Genomic DNA, 17,821 nt, shown 5'->3' with positions numbered 1-17,821 from the left:
TCTGCCTTCCGGAGGAGGGGCGCGGCCGTTACTCGGGCCGCGCTGTATAGTAGATGTTCAGCAGGTTGGCATTGGGTTCGAAATGGACCCCGTCCCGCACCGCCCAGACACCCAGCTCGTGATAGAGCGGAATGATGCCGTCATCCTCGTGGGACTGTTTCGCCGCCGCGCGCACCAGGCTCTCGCGTTCGGCATCGTCCAGCGTCGACTGCGCCTTCTCAAGATACCCGTCGGTCACCTTGCTGGAATAGCGCCCGCGATTGGCCCCGCCCCAACCGGGCTTGCTGTCGCGCGTGGCTGCAAGGTTGATCATCTGGCTCAGACCTTCGCCCGTGTCGGCTGCCGCCCCGGCAAGGTACAGCGAATATTCATAGGCGCTGGCCTTGTTGAAGTAGATGCTGCGGGGGAATGTCTCCAGCGTCACGTCCAAGCCGATCTGCGACAGCATTGCCGCCACTGCCTGCGCCACCTGCGCGCCGTTCACATAGCGGTCGCTGGGCGCGGTCAGTGTCAGCGAGAAGCCATCGGGGTATCCGGCTTCGGCCAGCAATTCGCGCGCCTTGGCCGGATCATAGGGATATGGGGCGAGGTCGGGGTTGTGACCGAAGACACCCTCCAGAATGATCTGGCTGGCCGGTTGGGCCATGCCGCCCATGACGGTCTCAGCGATTTCGTCGCGGTTGATCGCGAGGTTCAGCGCGCGCCGCACGCGGGGGTCCAGATACGGGTTCTTGCCGTCTGTGCCCGATACCTTCGGCGTCGGCTCCTGATGCTGGTCCGGCAGCAGGAAGATCAGAAGCGTTGAGGGCATGTCGGCCAGATGGATGTTGCCTGCGGTCTCGATGCTGTCGATCGCGTTGATCGGGACCGCGTTGATCACGTCGACCGCATTGCCCAGCAGCGCGGCGATTCGCGCGCTGTTGTCGGGCAGCGACTTGATGGTGACGGTCTGATACCCGGCTGGTGTCCCGTAGTAGCTGTCATTGCGTTCCAGCCGGATTTCAGTGTCCGGCGTGAAGCTGGCCAGCTTGTAGTGCCCGATCCCGGTCGAGATGCTGCCGTCGTTGAAACCGTTGGTCTCCAGCCAGTTGTCATTGCCGCAAGTCGAGTCGTCAAAGGTCAGCGTCTTGCCCGTCGGGTTCTCGACGATGCCGATATTGCTGAGGCTGCGCAGCAGGTTCGGGTCCGGTGTCTTGGTGCGGATCGTGATCTGGCCGTTGCCGGCATCGGTCACATCCGCGACGGATTCGATGAAGCTGGTGTAAAGCCCCGGACTGTTCGGCACGTTTCGCACGCGGCAAATGGAATAGATCACATCGTCTGCACCAAGCGGCTGCCCGCTCGCGAACACGGCCTTCGGCTCCAGCGTCAGCAGCCATTCTGTGTCACCGACGATCTTCCACTCTCGGGCCAAGCGCGGTTCCAGATCCCCAGTCACACCATTCGCATAGGTCAGCGCGTCCGAGGTGTTTTCCCGCAGGTCGAAATTGTAGCCCGCGCGGTGAAAATGCGGATCGGCCGAAGTCGCGAGCGCCGCGACCCCGACCCGCAACTCTTGGGCCATCACCCCCAAGGGCAGTACCGCGACGATGCCGGCCAAAATCGCTCCCTGCACCACGCTGCGCTTTTCCATCTCTCCCCCCATTTAGAAACTCCCCGTTCTCCCTCGGGACGTTCAAAGCCTAGCGCCGCGCGTCGGCCGATTGAAATCGACGATTTCTCCTCTCCGTTGAGTTTTTCTCAATGGAACGCTATTCGTCGTCTCGGAGGTTGGGAGGCCCGATCATGAATTCGAGACATCCGCCGATGACGGCCCTGCCGGTCTTTGCCGCTGTCGGCCGGCACCTGAGCGTCGCCCGTGCCGCGCAAGAGCTTAATCTGACCCCTGGCGCGGTCAGCCGACAGATCAGGAACCTTGAGGATCACGTCGGCTGTCTGCTTTTCGAGAGAGGACACCGCCGGATCACCTTCACTGACGAGGGGCGTGCATACTGGACCGCCATCAACACCGCGCTGTCGGACATCCGCTCGGCGACGGACACGCTTGGGCAGAGCAGCGGGAATCGTGCGCTGATCATCGCCTGTCCGCGCGTTTTCCTGCAGTCATGCCTTATCCCGGTGTTGGGCAGCTTCTTCGCCAACCATCCCGAGGTCCAGGTCACGCTACAGGTGGACGGACCGAATGTGGACGGCGTGGATGGCAGGATCTTTGTGGGCAGAGAACCGGCAGCAAACCTCGTCGTGGACAAACTGATCGAAGGCGATCTCATCCTTGTCTGCTCGCCCGGCTACAAGCTTCGATCGCCTCCGTTGGATCGGCCGGAGGATCTGGCTCACCACGTCCTGCTTCGATCGGCCGAATTTCGACGGAACTGGGATCGATGGCTTGACCGCAACCTTTCCTGCCTGAAGCCCGGTTGCAGGTTCATGGACTTTGACGGTGCGGGGTTTGAACTTCCGGCCGCGGTGGAGGGGTTGGGTATCGCAATCGTCCGAACTCCATTGGTTCGGCAGGAACTGGCGACGGGGCGCCTTGTTACCCTATTCGACGATTGCCGGATCGCAGATTCCTACCGTTTCGAGTTTCACGAAAGACGGCTGCGACAGCCCGGCCTCCGTCGGTTTCGCAGTTGGCTCCGACAGACATTTCAATGTCGCGTCGACCTTACAGCTCGCCAGACTGTCAGCGCAGCCGGCGATCGGACCGGCCTTGAATCGCCGGAAGGTCGCTGAATCTAATGGTCGGTCTCGAAAGGATGTGCTTCGAGGTGATCAACGCTGCGCGTTCATTCGGTTTTGCAGCCGAGACACCGCCCGCGCGGGAGGTGCTGGCCGACAGCCGTACGATGAAGGGCCGCGGGGTGGCGGGTGTCGCGACGCTCTGCGCGGCCGGGGTCGAGAGGGCGCAGAGCGTCCTCGCGAAGACCCAATCCGCAATCCTGCCGCTCGTGCCGTATCTCAACACGCTGCGTTGGGTGTTCATCGCGGTCGCGCTCGGCGGCATAGCGGTCACGATCTACGCTCGGTTTGATGGCTGGTGCCGGGGCCGGCGATAGCCCGCGGGCCTACCCAAATTCCGCCCGCGGAGTATGCGCGCTCGTTCCTGGCATCGTGAGATACTGTTTCCTTGAATCCAGACGGTTGGTGGCCCCCGCCGGCTTCACCGATGATGATCTGGCCGGAGAAAAACGACGCTGGAGCGTGAAGACCGCCTTTGATTTTTCAGGCTTCGCTGCCTGATGCCCGCTTATACGGTTCGTGAGTGGGACAAGCTCGTCTACGGCGAGGCCGAAGGTCAGATCGCGGTGCACCATGCCGACCGTTTGGCAGGGCTGGCGGCCCGCTCGGCCTTCGCCGGACGCGGCGGCAGTGGGGTGCTAGAGCATGGCAGGAACGCCTTGCGTGCCCGCGGGGTTGTCGGAATTCTGGCGGCGGGTGATGCAAGCCTTGAGATCCTGCCAAAGATCGATGTGGCACCCGGAGAAACACCCGTTCACCAGAACGCCGCGATCCGAAAACGTCTGGTCCATATGCTTGCCGTCGCGCTTGATCTCAAGATTGACCTCGGTGTCATTACCGATCTCGCCTGGCAGCGCGAAACGCTCTTGGAAATCTTGATTCGCATTTTTTGCGACAAGCTGACCGAAACGCTGCGCAAAGGCATGCCGCGCCGTTATGTCGGGCGCGAAGAAGACTTGCCGACTTTGCGTGGCCAACTCGACGTGAACCGTCAGTTCACCCGCCATGCGGTCAATCCGTCGCGCCTCGCCTGCCGTTTCGATCTTCTATCGGAAGATACGCCGCTCAACCGGATCATGAAGGCAGCAATGGTTCACCTGTTTCGCCTCTCCCGGAGCAGCGCCAACCAGAAGCGCCTGCGCGAACTGGCATTTGTTTATGCCGACATCGCCGATGTTCCGGTCCTCGCTCTGCGATGGGACGAGGTCGTCATGGACCGGACCAACCGGTCCTGGCGAGAGCTGTTCGCCATGGCGCGTCTCTTCCTGCATGACCGCTACCAGACGACGACGGGCGGGACTGGCGAAGGAACCGCGATGCTTTTCGAAACGAACGCACTGTTCGAAGAATATGTCGGACGGCTGGTCGCTCGCGCTCTGGCGGGAACTGGATTTACCGCTTCGCTCCAAGGGGGTCGCCTGTTCTGCCTCAGCGCGCAGGACAGTGAACGCGGGCTGTTCCAGACCAGGCCCGACATCCTGATCCGAAGGCGTGGTGCCGTAACCCATGTCATCGATACCAAGTGGAAGCGGATATCTTCGCGGATTGACGATCCCAAGCAAGGCGTCTCTCAGGCCGACGTCTATCAGATGATGGCCTATGCGCAGCTCTATCGCGCTCCCCGCTTAACGCTACTCTATCCCCATCACCCCGGCCTCGGAACCGAAGACGTTGTCCATGCCCGCCATCGCATCACCGGGCATGCCACGATCCTTGAGACCGCCAGCATAGACGTGGCGAATAGTGCCAACATACTCGATAGACTCCGAAGATTGCTTGTCGGCGATCAGGCCATAGTCGAAGCAACTGGCCCCGGAACCGACAGCAGATAAGCGGCCTACTGACGGACGGAGAATGTTCGACCCCAGGCCCAACCGCTCCGCCACTTGGCTTGGCAAAACAAATCTACCCACACCGTCACAGTAGGATTTTCTCGTTGTTTTCGAGGGTTGTGTGTGATGGTCGTTTCACCCACCCCGTCAAGTCGAGCCTGATTTTCATTCTCCGACCGCCGTTCTCTCTCGAGCAGTTGACTGAGCCCGTTTCGGTGAAGTGCCATTAAAGACCTGTTTTTCATTTAGAAAATCATTGGAGGGAAAGCAGTTTCGACGCTGGGGGCATCAGCTTTCCTGCCCCTGACATCGAGAATTTGCCACCGCACCCATGCGCTTTCCTCTATCTTATTTGCGCGTGACAAAGCATCGCCGACCATCCAACGGCGCCGTTGCCCGCATTGCGAAGGTGGGCCCGAAACTTGCTCACGAAATGAACAGCGCGACACGATCACGGCGTCAACATTCGCGGTAGGCCGCGTCCCCACGTTGAGCGCCACTGAGCCAACGGCATCAGAGCGCCGTCTGGATCTTGGACAGGTCTCGCGGGCGGAGAGCAGCCTGATGGCGGTGCGGCGTTGCAGCTGCAGCAACTTGTCGGAGCAGCCGTTCGGAGGTGCCGCAGCGAGAGCCCAGGCGGATCCCCCGCGAGAGGGCGGCGAGCGGCCTGATGGAGGTGCGGCGTTGCAGCTGCAGAAACTTGGGAAAGCGGACACTCGTGCGCGGCGCAGCGATCACCCGGCCCAGCGGCCCGTGACGGGCGGAGTGCAGTCTGCCGCGATGTGGCATGGCAGCCACGGCAAAATCTCGGAAGCGGTCGTCAGGCAAGGCGCAGCGCGACAGGACCACTCACAACACAAATCGGGCGGAAAGCAGGATTGGGTCGGCGCTGCATTGTGCCAGCAAAAACCTAGGGAAGCGGCCACACAAGCAACGCGCTTCGAATGGCAGCACGAGGCTTGCCGAAGCAGACAAAGCGAAGCGCGAGCAGTGCTGCAGGTCCCTCCTCGACGGCCTACGTGATCTCAGCTTACAGGAACATTCCGTCGAGGCGCTGGATGACCCAGAACATGGCCACCGCGCCGATGGCATAGGCGGCAGCGACGGGTGCGATCCGGGGCAGCGACACCAGCCGCCGTGCCAGTGCGACAAGTCCCGACAGCAGCGCAATGAAGCAAAGCTGGCCCAACTCGACGCCGATGTTGAAGAACAGCAGCGCCAGCGGGATGTCGCCCTGCGGCAGGCCGATTTCGCGCAAAGCACCCGCGAAGCCCAGCCCGTGCAGCAGGCCGAAGGCGAAGGCGACGATCCAGGGCCAGCGCGTGGCAAGGCTTTCGCGGCCGCGGCGCAGGTGGACGGCCTCGACCGCGATCAGCACGATGCTCAGCGCGATCAGCGCCTCGACCGGGGGCGACGGCAGCGAGACATAGCCAAACGTCGCCAGCGCCAGCGTGATCGAATGGGCCACGGTGAAGGCGGTCACCGTCTTCAACAGCATCGGCCAACCGCGCACGACCAGGATCAGCGCCGCGACGAAAGCCAGGTGATCTACGCCCGCCAGGATATGCTCGACCCCGAGCCGGGTATAAGTCGTGACCACCTCCCAGGCTGAGGGTGCCTTGGGCACCAGGCGCGCGCTGTCCCGGGGCTTCAGCAGAAAGCTGTGCCGTGTCCCGTCGAGAAGCCTGATCTCGACCAGCGCGTCGATCGCGGTGCGTTCCAGATTGTCGATCTTGACCACCGTCCCCGGCAGGGCCCTCTCGCCGGTCAGGGTGTAGCGGAAAAGCACGAAGCCGTTCACGACGCTCTCGCCCGGAAGCGGGGTCAGGGTGAAGCCGGGCTCGAATGCGGGCCGGATATCCTGCACCATGCCGTCGCGCGTGGGCACCTTCCACAGCAGCTTGTAGTGGTGCGGGGTCTGCTCGTCGATCTGAAGATAGGCCGGGCGGATCTCATGCGCCTGCGCGCGCGGCGCCAGGGCGGCGAGGCTCAGGAACAGGGCAAGGAGGAAGCGCAGGGTCATGGCCGTGCATATTCCTGGATCACCGCGTCGGGGACGCCCTGCGCGTCGAAGCGGACCCTGTACTTGCCAAGCAGTTCCTTGAAGACGCGCTGCTGCGCGTCGAGCACGGTGTAATATTCGTATTGCCGGGCGACCTCATCGCGGATCTCGTCGAAGGGTGCGAGCCGCTCGGGCTGAATTTCGGTGACCTGCACCAGGTGAAGCCCCAGCCCAGAACGGACCGGACCGGACCAACTGCCGACGGGTAGCTTCGCCAAGGCCTTCGCAAAGCCTCCGCCAAAGGCATTGTTCAGATCCTGGCCCGAGGTCAGCGGCCAGTCGAGCGGCAGCGATAGCTTGCTGCGCCGATCGGCGGGCACCGCACCCCCCGAACGCAGCGTGGCAAGCGTGGTCTTGATACGGGCATCGCCCGCCTCGGAGGGAAGATACAGCACCTGCCGGAAGGCGAAGGCCTGCGGCAGGGTGAAGAGATCGGGCCGCGCCGCATGGAAGGCCCGCAGCTTCTCTTCGGTCGCGGGCTGCATCAGGCTGCTCAGGTCGCTCGCCACCGCCTCCATCTTCTGGGCCAGACGGGTTCGGATGATCTCGTCGTCGCGATCCAGCCCCATCTGCAGCGCCTCGCGATAGAAGACCTCTTGCTGCAGATGCCGGTCGATGATCGCGGCAACGTCCTCGGGGGCGGGATCGCGCTTCCATTGCGCCTTCCACATCGTCTGAAGATGGTCGAGCCGGGACTGGTCGATCACGATCACCTCATCCCCGGACCCGGCCGGCTCGGGCGGCGCCAGCCAGGACCAGGCCACGAAGATGAGCCCGCCCAGAACAAGGAAATGGAAAAGCGGCTCGCGCGCAATCTGTCGCAGCATGTCGGGTCTCAGTTCACTTCATGCCAGATCGGCGAGGCCCAGGCCCGCTCGACGATCTCGCGCTTGACGTTGTCGGGATATTTCACACCCGCACGCAACTCGTCGTAAAGCGTCCAGCGCGCGGTCGGCAGCTGAAGCACTCGGACATAGTAGAATGCCTCCTGCGCGGCATCCCATTCGGGATCGGTCCAGACGGCCATCAGCTCGGGATCGCCCTTCTCGGCATTGAACGCGCCAGTTTCCAGGTTGATCGGCGCATCGATCGGCGTCACCTTGCCATCCGCCTGCAGCCGGTCGCCCGAGGCAACCACGTCATAAACGCGGTCCTTCATCTCGCCATCCGCGTACCAGCCCTTGATGATCTGGATGCGGTCCAGATTGGGACCGATCGGGTCCTTCATCGCCCAGACCAGGAATTGCGGTGCTTCACTTCCTGTGTAATCCCCGCCCATCGGCACGCCCTTGGCATAGCCGTCGGTGACCATGGCCTCATAGCTGTCATACTTGTCGGCAAAGCCTTGGCCGGCAAAGACCCGCACCTTCATCCGCGGCCCCGAGGTGGCGAAGGTCTCCTTGGCCATCATGGAATCCCAGATCGCGCCACGGGTGTTCGATTCCGCCCAGACCGCGGTCAGCGCCCCCGGGTTCATGTCCGCGACAAGCATCTCGCCCTCGAGATTGCTGGTCGCGCGCACCTCGGCGGTCCGGTCGGCCAAGCCGTGGCTGCCCACGCTATAATTGTCCTCCTCGACATTGCTGGGCGTGCCGTTATGGCTGTCCGTGCCGCCGACGAAGCCGTATTTGAACGGGTTCACACCCAGGTCGGCATGGTACTTGACGCCGCGCCCAAGCCCGTAGCGGACGAAATTCTCCTTGACGAAGCCGCGACCGTTGAACTGCTGGATCGTGGTCGCGTTCTCGAAATCCGCGAATTCGTCCCTGGGCCAGAAATTCGGCACCACCTCGGAATTGCCCTTGATCTGCATCATCTCGATCAACGGCTCCATGCTGGCGCGCGTCTCGGCATAATCCTTGCCGATCGGCACGCCGGTCAGGCTGGCCTCGGCGAAAAGCAGCCCCTTGGATTCATTCGAGTTATGCGGGATTGCGAAAACCTTCTTGCCGTCGTCGCGCTGCGCCTGCATCCAGGCCCAGAGCATCTCCGGATCCGCCCCCTCGTTCGAGGAAAACGGCATGTCGGGCACATTGGTGTCGCGGAAGAAGACATTGCGATGCTGGTTCGACCCACCCGGCGCCGAGGTCCATTCATAGGCATGAATCGTCGTGAACTTGCCCGGCTTGTAGTGCTTTTCAGTGGCCTCGAAATTCTTCTTCCAGGTCGACTTGATCGCTTCTTCACCCTGGAAGAATTCCGGATGAGGATCACCGCCGCCAGCCAAGGGGGTCAGAACATACTCGGCATAGAGCCCAAGCGCGGTCTTAAGGTCGGGCGCCTCGCGAAACGCGACAGCGACCTCGTCGTCATAGCCCGGCGCGCCCTCGTTCATCAGGCTATAGGCCTCGCCCATGAATTCGGAATGATCGGTAACGGCGACGAAATCGAGCGGCCGCTTGATCTTGTGCATGCTGCCATTGACCATGATCTCTTCGCCCTGGGCGAAGCGATAGGCGTCGTCGGGCGTCAGACGGTTGCCGGCGATGAAGGCGTCCATCGACACGCCGGTATGGACATGCTGCTCGCCGAAATAGGCCTCCTTGAGGGGGTTCTTCGGGACGTCGCTTTCGGCGGTCTGGGCCATCGCCGCAGGGGCCGGCATGGCGGCAAGCAGACCAATTCCAAGGATATGCGCGCAACCTGGTCGGATCATGGCATTTCTCCTCGCTCCGGTGGGAATCGAAAAGTCCAGCGATAACAGCTTAGCATGCTGTCGCTCATGACGAGAGGCCTAGATTAGACCCGGCCGTCTGCTAGAATTGCCCATCTATGGGAAATTCGAAGAATATTGCCCTTACGCAATCGGACCGGCGCACCCTTCGCGGGCGCGGCTGGTTGCATGGCCGCCCCCTGCCCTTCGCGGATGCTGTTCTGGACAATTGCATGCTGCTGGGGATGGAGCGGGGCGACAGCGCGATGCATCTCGGCGACGAATCTGGCGGCCTTTACGGGCTGATCGAGGGGTGGCTCGACGTGCTGATCTCGCCCGGCGCGCTGGATCCGACGCTGGTTCATGTGGCGACGACCGGCTGGTGGTTCGGGGACAGCGCGCTGCTGACCCAAAGCCCGAAGCGGGGCGCTCATATTGCCCGCACGCCCTGCCGGATCGCCTATCTGCCCGCCGAGGCCGCAGGCCGGCTGGATCGCGCCGGGTTCGAGGCCTGGCGCAACATCGCCCATATCTCGGTCGGGGTGATCGACCACGCCTTCGCGGTGATCGCCGCGAACAGGACGCAGCAGCCGATCCAGCGCGCAGCATTGACGCTTCGCATCCTTCTTGGCGAGGGGCTGCATTTCGCCGCCGGCGCAGCACTCGATCCGCCGGTGCTGCCGATCTCCCAGACGGAATTCGCCGAGATCGCCAACCTGTCACGGAATGCCGCAGGCGACGCGCTTCGGCATCTGGCCCATTCCGGGGCCATCCGGCTTGGATATCGCGGCATCGAAATCGTCGATACCGCGATGTTGCATGAGCGGAACGTGGCGCTGGATCGGTGAGAGTGAATGACGGCTGGTCGTGAACCTTGCCGGTGGCCGGAACTGCCCGGTTGAGCTGCGGCCTCAGAAAGTCTGAAGGCGCTCGATGACCCAGAATGCGGCCGTGCTGCCGATCGCGTAGCTGGCCGCACGATTTGTCCAGGGGCTGGCGGTCAGGACAGCGGGCAACAGGCGCCGGGCGATCCAGCCAAGCGTGAGGACGGCCCCGATGAAGATGAGCTGACCGGTCTCGACACCGATATTGAAGGACAGCAGCGCCATCGGGATGTCGCCTTGCGGCAGGCCGATCTCGCGCAGGGCACCGGCGAAGCCAAGTCCATGGACCAGGCCGAAGCCGAACGATACCAGCGCGGGAAAACGCACGGCGATCTGGTCGCGGCGCGCTGGCGGCTTGGCAAGCTCATAGGCCAGGAAGACGATCGACAGCGCGATCACCACCTCGACCGGGGCCGAGGGCAGCGTCAGCCAGCCCATGGACGCGGCGGCCAGCGTGATGCTGTGCGCGAGGGTAAAGGCCGTCACCGCCCAGAGAAGGCGGCGGGGGTCCCGCACGAGCAGCAGCAGCGCCAGCACGAACAGCAGGTGGTCGATCCCCTCTAGGATATGCGTCACGCCGAGCGAGACATAGCTGGTGAAGACCTCGAAGGCGCCGGGGTCGGCGGGGACGGTGAAGCCCGGGGCGTCGGCGGTCAGGCGCTGCGTCACCGCCTTGCCCGGCGTCATCTCGTAGCGGACGAGGGTATCGGTGCGGGTATTTTCCAGCCCTTCGATGCGGATCTGCCCACCGGCCAGCCCGCCGGGACAGGTCGCGACATAGGCCGTGCTCCAGCCGCGCCCGTCGAAATGCGGCGCCGGGGGCGGTTCGGCGCCGCAATTCGCGGGCAGCGCGGGCGTGATGCCCATGGGGCGGCCGCTCACATCGGGCATCCGCCACGTCACGCGCCAGCGGTCCTTGCCCATGGCGGATAATTCCAGGTAGCCGGGGTCCAATGCATGGGCGAGCGCCAAGATCGGATGCAGGACCGCCAGCAAAAGGGCAAGCATGGCCGTGCGAAGGGTCATTGCCTAACCTCGTCGGGGATTTCCGGCAGTTCCAGCCGATAGCGCTGCAGGAGGTTGGCGGTATAGTCCTCGCGCAGCTTGCGGGCTTCGTCGGCGCGCCATTCCCCGAGCACGCGTTCACGCACCTGGGATAGCGGGGGCAGCACTCCTTCCAGGCGCTTTTCGAGCCGCACGAGATGCGCGCCATAGCCGCTTTGCAGCGGACCGGACCAGCGGTCCAGCGGCAGGCCCGCGACCTCCTTGCCGAAGCCCTTGCCGAAGAGGCGCTCGACCGCGGGCGCGGCCATGCCCTCGACCTGGGGCGGCAGCATGCTGGAATTGCTGAGCGCGCCCGGGTCGGCCCCCTGTTCGAGCTCTGCCTTTACCGCCTCGACCTCGTCCGGCCCGGCATTCGCGGGCAGCAGGACCTGCGCAAAGCTCAGCTCTCCGTCATGGCTGAAACGCGCGGCATTGGCCCGGTAATAGGCCGCAAGGGTGGCCTCGTCGGGGGTCAGCGCGGCGGCCGGAGCCTCGGCCAGGAACTCGACCTTGTTGCGCAGCCGGTTGCGGATCATCGCGTCGCCCTGGTCAAGGCCAAGGGCCAGGGCCTCGCGCACCGAGGCTTCCTCGATGGCCCAGTCGCGGATCTGGCCGCGCAATTCCTCGCGGGTCGGGGCGCGATGCCAGGTGGTGAAGAAGTCGACCACCAGCCGCTGGGCGTCGGTTTCGGAGAGCCGCAGCACGTCATCGGTCGGGGGCTGTTCCGAGGCCGGGTTCTTGAGGCTGTAATAGCCGAAGACAAGCCCCCCAAGAACGAAGAAATGCAGGAGCGGCGAGGCAAGGATCGCCCGGAACCTGGTCTTCAGCATCGTCCTTCAACCCTTTGTCGCGCCCTGCAGGGGCATTGTCACGCGGATCAGCCGGGCCGCGGCATCCGTGGCAAGTGTGGCGATCTCGGGACTTTCTCCCAGATTGCCAATGCCCATCATCGCGCCCGCATCGGCGATCCGGACAAGGCAGCCGCCGGGGCTTTGCTCCACGGCATAGCGGCGGAAGTCGGGACCCAGCTTCTCGGCGAAGGCCCGGTCGAGATCGATCCGCGCGGTCATCCCGAAACCTTCGGCCGAGAGCGCCGCGGTAACCGCCTCGACCGCCGCGTCGAAGGGGCGGTCGAGGGTCACGCTTGAGCCCAGTCCAGTCATGGCTCACTTGGCCGGGCCATACCAGATCGGCGAGCTGTAGGCGCGCTCGTTCACGGTCATCGGCACGTCGTCGGAGAAATTCGCATCCTCGAAATAGGCCGCGTCATAGGCCGTCCAGCGCGGCGTCGGGATCTCGAGTACCCGGGCATAGTAGAAGGCCTTGAGCGCCGGGTCGAACTCGGGATCGGTCCAGACCGTGATCAGTTCCGGGGCGCCGATCGTATTGGTGAAGGTCGCCTTCTCGACATCGACCGTATTGCCGACCAAGGGCAGCTTGCCATCCGCATCCGGCTTGCGGTCGCCCGACCAGGCAACGTCATAGATCTTTTCCTGCATCTCGCCCGCGGCATCGACCCAGCCCTTGACGATCTGGATGCGGTCGAGATTGCCCGAGAACGGGTCCTTCAGCGCCGCGACCAGGAAACTGGGCGCAGAGGCCCCTTCTGGCGCGGGCATCAGGTCGCTGCCCATCGGCACACCCTTGCCATAGCCGATATTGGCCGGCGTCCGCCCCAGCGCATCCTCGGGAACAAAGTCCCAGCCGCCGAAGAAGCGCAGCGTGATGCGCGTCCCCGTGGTGCCATAGACCTCCTTGCGTTTCATCGTATCCCAGATCGAGGCGCGGGTATTCTCGGGCGCCCAGACAGCGGTCAGCCCCGAGGCACCAAGCTTCCAGTCCTTGACGGTGCGGCCGTCGAAATCGAAGGCGTTGGCGGTCGAGCGTTCCGGTCCCGGTTCGCTGGCAGGGAACTTGCCCCAGAAGTTGTTCTCTTCCGTCGAGGAGATGCCGGTATGCGCGTCGGTCGAGCCAATCAGGCCGAACTTGAAGGGGTTGGTGCCGAACTCGTCCTCCAGCTTCAAGCCCCGCTTCAGCGCCTCGCGGGCATATTCGTAATCGATCATGCCCGGTTCTTTCGGTACGACGTTCAGGTTCCCCTTGTCCCAGATCTCGAAATCGGCGAATTCGTCGCTGGGTGCCAGCGACGGGTGCTGCTCGGACGTACCCTTGCCCTGCGTGACCTCGTAGAGGGGTTCCCACCTGGCGCGGGTCTCGGCCCAGGCGGCGTCAATGGGCTTCCCGTCCGGCGTCTCGGTCGCGAACATCAGCCCGTTCGACAGGTTGCCGTTATGGGGCACGGCCAGAACCTGGCCGCCGGTCTTATCCTCGTAGGCCTGCATCCATTCCCAGAACTGGTTCGGCAGCTCGCTATCGAAGGTCGTGTAGGGCCGCACCATGTCGGCCTTGTCCTTGCCGTCGCGATAGACCACGTTGCGGTGCAGGTTGTTGCCCCCACCGTAATTCGAGGTCCATTCGTAGCCGATCAGGGCGGTGAACTTGCCCGGGTTGTTATGGCTTTCGACGATCTCGGTCATCTTGTGCCAGATATCCATCTGGGTGTTGGGATCGGTCATGGGCTTCGGGATCTTGCCTTGTCCCTGAAGGGTGATCATCTCGATCACCACCTTGCTGGCAGCCTCGCCCCCCTTCTGCATCTCTTCATGCCAGCGCTTGAGCACCGGGTCGGCCATCATCGCCTGGTCACCCTCATAAATGCTGGCGACGACGCCCATCGCGTCGGAGTGGTCCGCCACCATCAGGAAGTCATAGGGTCGCGACAGGCGCACCGGCTGTCCGGTGCTCGAGGTGATCGTCTCGCCCTCGGCATATTTCAATGCTTCATCCGGCCCGACGCGGGTCCCCCCGGCAAAGGCATCGGGCGACCAGCTGGTGTGCAGATGGATCTCACCCCAGAGCGGTTCAGTCGCGAATTTGCGCCCGGCATAGGGCGAATAGCCCGGCTGGTTGAAGAAGCGCTCGATCATCTTTGGGTTTATCTCGCCCGCATCGGTATTGACCTGCGCCGCGAGAGGGCTGGCAAGGAAAGTCGAAGAGAGCGCGAGAAGGAGAATATGACGGGACATGTGAATACCCTGCGGCTGTTAAGGCGAGGAAGTCATGAGTCAGGTCCTTACTGTAAGTAAGAACCTTCTCCGAAGCTGCCGCAAGCCTGAAATGACCGCACAAGGCCCAAATGGCCGGTCTGGCGGAGCCCGCGCTTCCCTCAGGAAAGACGCGCCGCGGTGACGCAAGGCGGGTTCTTACCCCTTCTCAACGGTGGGTTGCTCGCTCGCGTCTGCGAGCCTCAAGGCGTGTAACAAATCAGGGAAGATCAGGCCCGATCCTGCGCCGTCAATCGCACACCTCCGGAGGCGCTGATCGGCAAATATCCCAGTTCATCCACCAGTGAGGCGGATCGGGCAAACGGACCTGGCGGCCGTTTGCCCGGTGAACGACATCCAGCCGGATCAGGGTTTCCACGAGTTGGCCAGCTTTTCCCCTGGCCTTTCCTGTTCGGGCGGGTTGACCAGTTCCATGGTCGAGAAGAACCGGACCTTGCGGCGTTGATGCGCGATACCTGGATGCCGACGCGGTTTCCCGCCTCTGGCAGGGTTGGGGTTTTGGACCACATCAGACGTGGAACTGGGGGGCAACACCCCCCCGGGGCAAAGCGTCATTCCATGAAGAAGGCAAATCGGATCACGAAAAGCCCCGCGACTACCCAGGTCGCCAGATGCACCTCACGGACCCGACCTGTCAGCAGCTTGATCAGCGCATAGCTGACAAAGCCGAAGGCCAGACCGTTCGCGATCGAATAGGTGAAAGGCATCATCAGAGCGGTCAGCACGGCCGGGGCCGACTCGGTCACGTCACGCCACTCGATTTCTTCGAACTCGCGCACCATCAGGCATGCCACGTATAGCAGCGCAGGCGCGGTCGCGTAGGCGGGAACCGAACCCGCGAGAGGGGCAAAGAAGATCGCAAGCAGGAAAAGTCCGGCCACGACCAATGCTGTCAGGCCCGTCCGCCCCCCCGCCTGCACGCCCGAGGCGCTTTCGACATAGGCGGTCGTCGAACTGGTTCCCAGAAGCGAGCCTGCAAGGATCGCGGTCGAATCCGCCATCAGCGCGCGTCCGAGATTAGGGTTCGTATGTGTCGGTCCTTGCGTCAGCAACCCGGCGCGCTTGGCAACACCGATCAGCGTGCCGGTCGCGTCGAACACCTCGACAAGGACCATCACCAGGATGACATGGAAAATTCCGACGGTCAGGGCTCCGGCAACGTCAAGCTGCAGGAAGGTCGGCGCGATCGAGGGCGGCATCGACAACACGCCTCCGAAAGGGCTCGCTCCAATCGCGATCGAGATCACGGTGATCACGAGGATGCCGATCAGGATCGAGCCGCGGATCTTGAGCGCGTCAAGCGCGGCGATGATGAAGAAGCCGGCCGCGGCAAGCAATGTCGGCGTCTGGGTCAGGTCGCCAAGCCCGACCAGCGTCGCGGGATTGTCCACGACAAGCCCTGCATTCTTCAGCGCGATAAGGCCAAGGAACATGCCGATCCCCGCCGCGATGGCACTGCGCATTGATGTCGGGATGCCCGCGATCAGCCAGCGCCGTATCCCGGTGACCGAAAGGAACAGGAAGACGAGGCCGGATATGAAGACCGCCCCCAGCGCCTGCTGCCAGGTGAAGCCCAGCGTTCCAACCACGGTAAAGGCGAAGAACGCGTTGAGCCCCATCCCCGGCGCCATGCCGATGGGCCAGTTGGCCCAGAGCGCCATGATGGCCGAGCCCAGGGCGGCTGCAAGGCAGGTGGCGACGAAGACCGCGTTGCGATCCATTCCGGTCGTCGACAGGATATCAGGGTTCACGAAGATGATATAGGCCATCGTCAGGAAGGTCGTGATCCCCGCGACCACCTCTGTCCTCACGCTGGTGCCCTTGGCCGCAAGGCCAAATTGTCTGTCTAGCATTGATCCTCCCTTTGGCGGTTTGCCCACCGAGGCGGACAGACTAGGACCAGCCATCTTCAACGCAAATGCCGGCTCCAGCGACAGAGTTTCAACGCTTTATGAGTAAAGCACCATTTTCAATGAAAGCTGGTCTCTGATTATAGCATTTCTTACCTTGCCGATGGCGGTGGCAAGGTGATGCTGCATTACAGCCGGAAATGCGAAAGGGATGCAAGCGATGCGATATAGCCGCGACATGATCGGATATGGCGAAAACGCCCCCGACCCGAGATGGCCGGGCGGCGCCAGGATCGCCGTTCAGATCGTGATGAATTACGAGGAAGGCGGCGAGAACAGCATCGAGCACGGCGACGCGGCATCCGAGGCATTCCTGTCCGAGATCATCGGCGCCCAGCCCTGGCCGGGGCAGCGGCACTGGAACATGGAATCGATCTACGACTATGGCGCACGCGCGGGCTTCTGGCGGCTGCACCGCCTGCTGAAGGATATTCCGGTCACCGTCTACGGGGTCGCCACCGCGCTTGAACGCGCGCCCGAACAGGTGGCCGCGATGCAGCGCGCCGGCTGGGAAATCGCGACCCATGGCTACAAGTGGATCGACTATCGCAACATCCCGCGCGAGGTCGAGGCCGAGCACATCGCCAAGGCCGTCGAACTGCATACCCGCGTCACCGGCGAACGTCCCCGCGGCTTCTACCAGGGCCGCACCTCGATGAACACGGTGGCGCTGGGATGCGAGGAAGGCGGGTTTGAATATCTCGCCGACACCATCGCCGACGACCTGCCCTACTGGCATGTCCACCAAGGCAAGCCGCAGCTCATGGTGCCCTATACGATGGATGCCAATGACATGCGCTTCTCGTCGGGCCAGGGTTTCGGCACCGGGGTCGAGTTCTTCGACTACCTGCGCGACAGCTTCGACGTGCTCTATGCCGAAGGCGCGGCCGGCGCGCCGAAGATGATGTCGATCGGGCTGCATTGCCGCCTCGCCGGCCGTCCGGGCCGCGCCATCGCCATCCAGAAGTTCCTGGAACACGCCCGCGCGCATGAGGGGGTCTGGTTCGCCTCGCGCCTGGACATTGCCCGGCACTGGGCGAAAGAACATCCCTACCAGCCCCGCCTGCGCCCCTCGGAGATGGAGCGCGACGTTTTCGTCTCGACCTTCGGTGGCATCTACGAGCATTCCCCCTTCATCGCCGAGCGCGTCTGGGACGGCGAGATGGGAAGGGTCCACGACACACCGGGCGGGCTTTCCGCACGCATGGCGCAGGTCTTCCGCGCGGCCAGCGACGAGGAACGCCTTGGCGTGCTGATCGCCCACCCCGACCTTGCAGGCAAGCTAGCCGAGGCCAAGCGGCTGACCGCGGAAAGCACGTCCGAACAGGCCTCGGCGGGATTGGATGCCCTGACCGATGCGGAACGCGCCGAGTTCCAGCGCGTGAACACCGAATATGTGGAAAAGCACGGCTTTCCCTTCATCATCGCCGTGCGCGACCATGACAAGGCTGGCATCATGGCCGCGATGCAGGCCCGCCTTGCCAATGACACGAAAACCGAGCGCGACACGGCCGAACGTCAGGTCATGCGCATCGCAGAGCTGCGCCTGAAGGACGCGCTGAAAGGATGAAC

The 17,821-nt window shown here is 63.3% G+C and carries 13 protein-coding genes and 1 pseudogene; 5 read left to right on the top strand and 9 right to left on the bottom strand.

The genetic code is table 11. From position 1 onward, the window contains the following. Positions 1-28: 28 nt before the first annotated feature. Positions 29-1,633, bottom strand: a complete 1,605-nt coding sequence (locus RGQ15_RS10085; protein WP_311160087.1) for an ABC transporter substrate-binding protein — start codon at positions 1,631-1,633, stop codon at positions 29-31. 152 nt (positions 1,634-1,785) lie between these two features. Here RGQ15_RS10085 and RGQ15_RS10080 point away from each other — a divergent pair, with 152 nt between their 5' ends. The 3 genes and pseudogenes from RGQ15_RS10080 to RGQ15_RS10070 all read left to right on the top strand — a co-directional run bounded on the left by RGQ15_RS10080 (position 1,786) and on the right by RGQ15_RS10070 (position 4,571). After that, positions 1,786-2,733, top strand: a complete 948-nt coding sequence (locus RGQ15_RS10080) for a LysR substrate-binding domain-containing protein (protein WP_311160086.1) — start codon at positions 1,786-1,788, stop codon at positions 2,731-2,733. A 50-nt stretch (positions 2,734-2,783) separates the two neighbouring features. After that, positions 2,784-3,056, top strand: a pseudogene (locus RGQ15_RS10075) (YcbK family protein); the annotation flags it as partial. A 183-nt stretch (positions 3,057-3,239) separates the two neighbouring features. Continuing rightward, a complete protein-coding gene (locus tag RGQ15_RS10070; protein WP_311160085.1) occupies positions 3,240-4,571 on the top strand; it encodes an McrC family protein in 1,332 nt (443 codons plus the stop codon). A gap of 1,030 nt (positions 4,572-5,601) precedes the next feature. Here RGQ15_RS10070 and RGQ15_RS10065 read toward each other — a convergent pair. From RGQ15_RS10065 to RGQ15_RS10055, 3 genes are read right to left on the bottom strand one after another with little or no spacing between them, the layout of a single operon-like run. Further along, positions 5,602-6,594: a HupE/UreJ family protein gene (locus RGQ15_RS10065; RefSeq protein WP_311160084.1), complete on the bottom strand. Its 993-nt coding sequence runs from the start codon at positions 6,592-6,594 to the stop codon at positions 5,602-5,604. Continuing rightward, entirely contained in the window at positions 6,591-7,460 is an 870-nt protein-coding gene (locus RGQ15_RS10060) for a peptidylprolyl isomerase (RefSeq protein ID WP_311160083.1), read from the bottom strand. Before RGQ15_RS10060 ends, RGQ15_RS10065 begins: the two co-directional genes overlap by 4 nt. A gap of 8 nt (positions 7,461-7,468) precedes the next feature. Next, positions 7,469-9,289 (bottom strand): DUF3604 domain-containing protein, encoded by a 1,821-nt coding sequence (locus RGQ15_RS10055; protein WP_311160082.1) that lies wholly within the window; start codon positions 9,287-9,289, stop codon positions 7,469-7,471. 116 nt (positions 9,290-9,405) lie between these two features. Here RGQ15_RS10055 and RGQ15_RS10050 point away from each other — a divergent pair, with 116 nt between their 5' ends. Further along, positions 9,406-10,134 (top strand): Crp/Fnr family transcriptional regulator, encoded by a 729-nt coding sequence (locus RGQ15_RS10050; RefSeq protein WP_311160081.1) that lies wholly within the window; start codon positions 9,406-9,408, stop codon positions 10,132-10,134. Positions 10,135-10,197: 63 nt separating this feature from the next. Here RGQ15_RS10050 and RGQ15_RS10045 read toward each other — a convergent pair whose 3' ends face one another. The 5 genes from RGQ15_RS10045 to RGQ15_RS10025 form a co-directional block, all read right to left on the bottom strand. Next, on the bottom strand, positions 10,198-11,196 hold the full coding sequence (locus tag RGQ15_RS10045; protein ID WP_311160080.1) for a HupE/UreJ family protein: 999 nt from the start codon (positions 11,194-11,196) through the stop codon (positions 10,198-10,200). After that, positions 11,193-12,044: a peptidylprolyl isomerase gene (locus tag RGQ15_RS10040; RefSeq protein WP_311160079.1), complete on the bottom strand. Its 852-nt coding sequence runs from the start codon at positions 12,042-12,044 to the stop codon at positions 11,193-11,195. Before RGQ15_RS10040 ends, RGQ15_RS10045 begins: the two co-directional genes overlap by 4 nt. A gap of 6 nt (positions 12,045-12,050) precedes the next feature. Then, positions 12,051-12,377, bottom strand: coding sequence for a hypothetical protein (locus tag RGQ15_RS10035; RefSeq protein ID WP_311160078.1), 327 nt, complete (start codon positions 12,375-12,377; stop codon positions 12,051-12,053). Between the two features lie 3 nt (positions 12,378-12,380). Next, positions 12,381-14,300 carry a DUF3604 domain-containing protein gene (locus RGQ15_RS10030; protein WP_311160077.1) on the bottom strand — a complete coding sequence of 640 codons (1,920 nt, stop codon included), beginning with the start codon at positions 14,298-14,300 and terminating at the stop codon, positions 12,381-12,383. 590 nt (positions 14,301-14,890) lie between these two features. Then, entirely contained in the window at positions 14,891-16,192 is a 1,302-nt protein-coding gene (locus RGQ15_RS10025) for an NCS2 family permease (RefSeq protein WP_311160076.1), read from the bottom strand. A gap of 217 nt (positions 16,193-16,409) precedes the next feature. Here RGQ15_RS10025 and puuE point away from each other — a divergent pair, with 217 nt between their 5' ends. Continuing rightward, positions 16,410-17,819, top strand: coding sequence for an allantoinase PuuE (gene puuE, locus RGQ15_RS10020; protein ID WP_311160075.1), 1,410 nt, complete (start codon positions 16,410-16,412; stop codon positions 17,817-17,819). The last annotated feature ends 2 nt before the right edge of the window (positions 17,820-17,821 follow it).

The sequence above is a fragment of the Paracoccus sp. MBLB3053 genome (assembly GCF_031822435.1).
Lineage (GTDB): Bacteria > Pseudomonadota > Alphaproteobacteria > Rhodobacterales > Rhodobacteraceae > Paracoccus > Paracoccus aurantius.
Note: the sequence above shows the minus strand (reverse complement) of the source record. Positions and strands in the feature narration are given on the sequence as shown.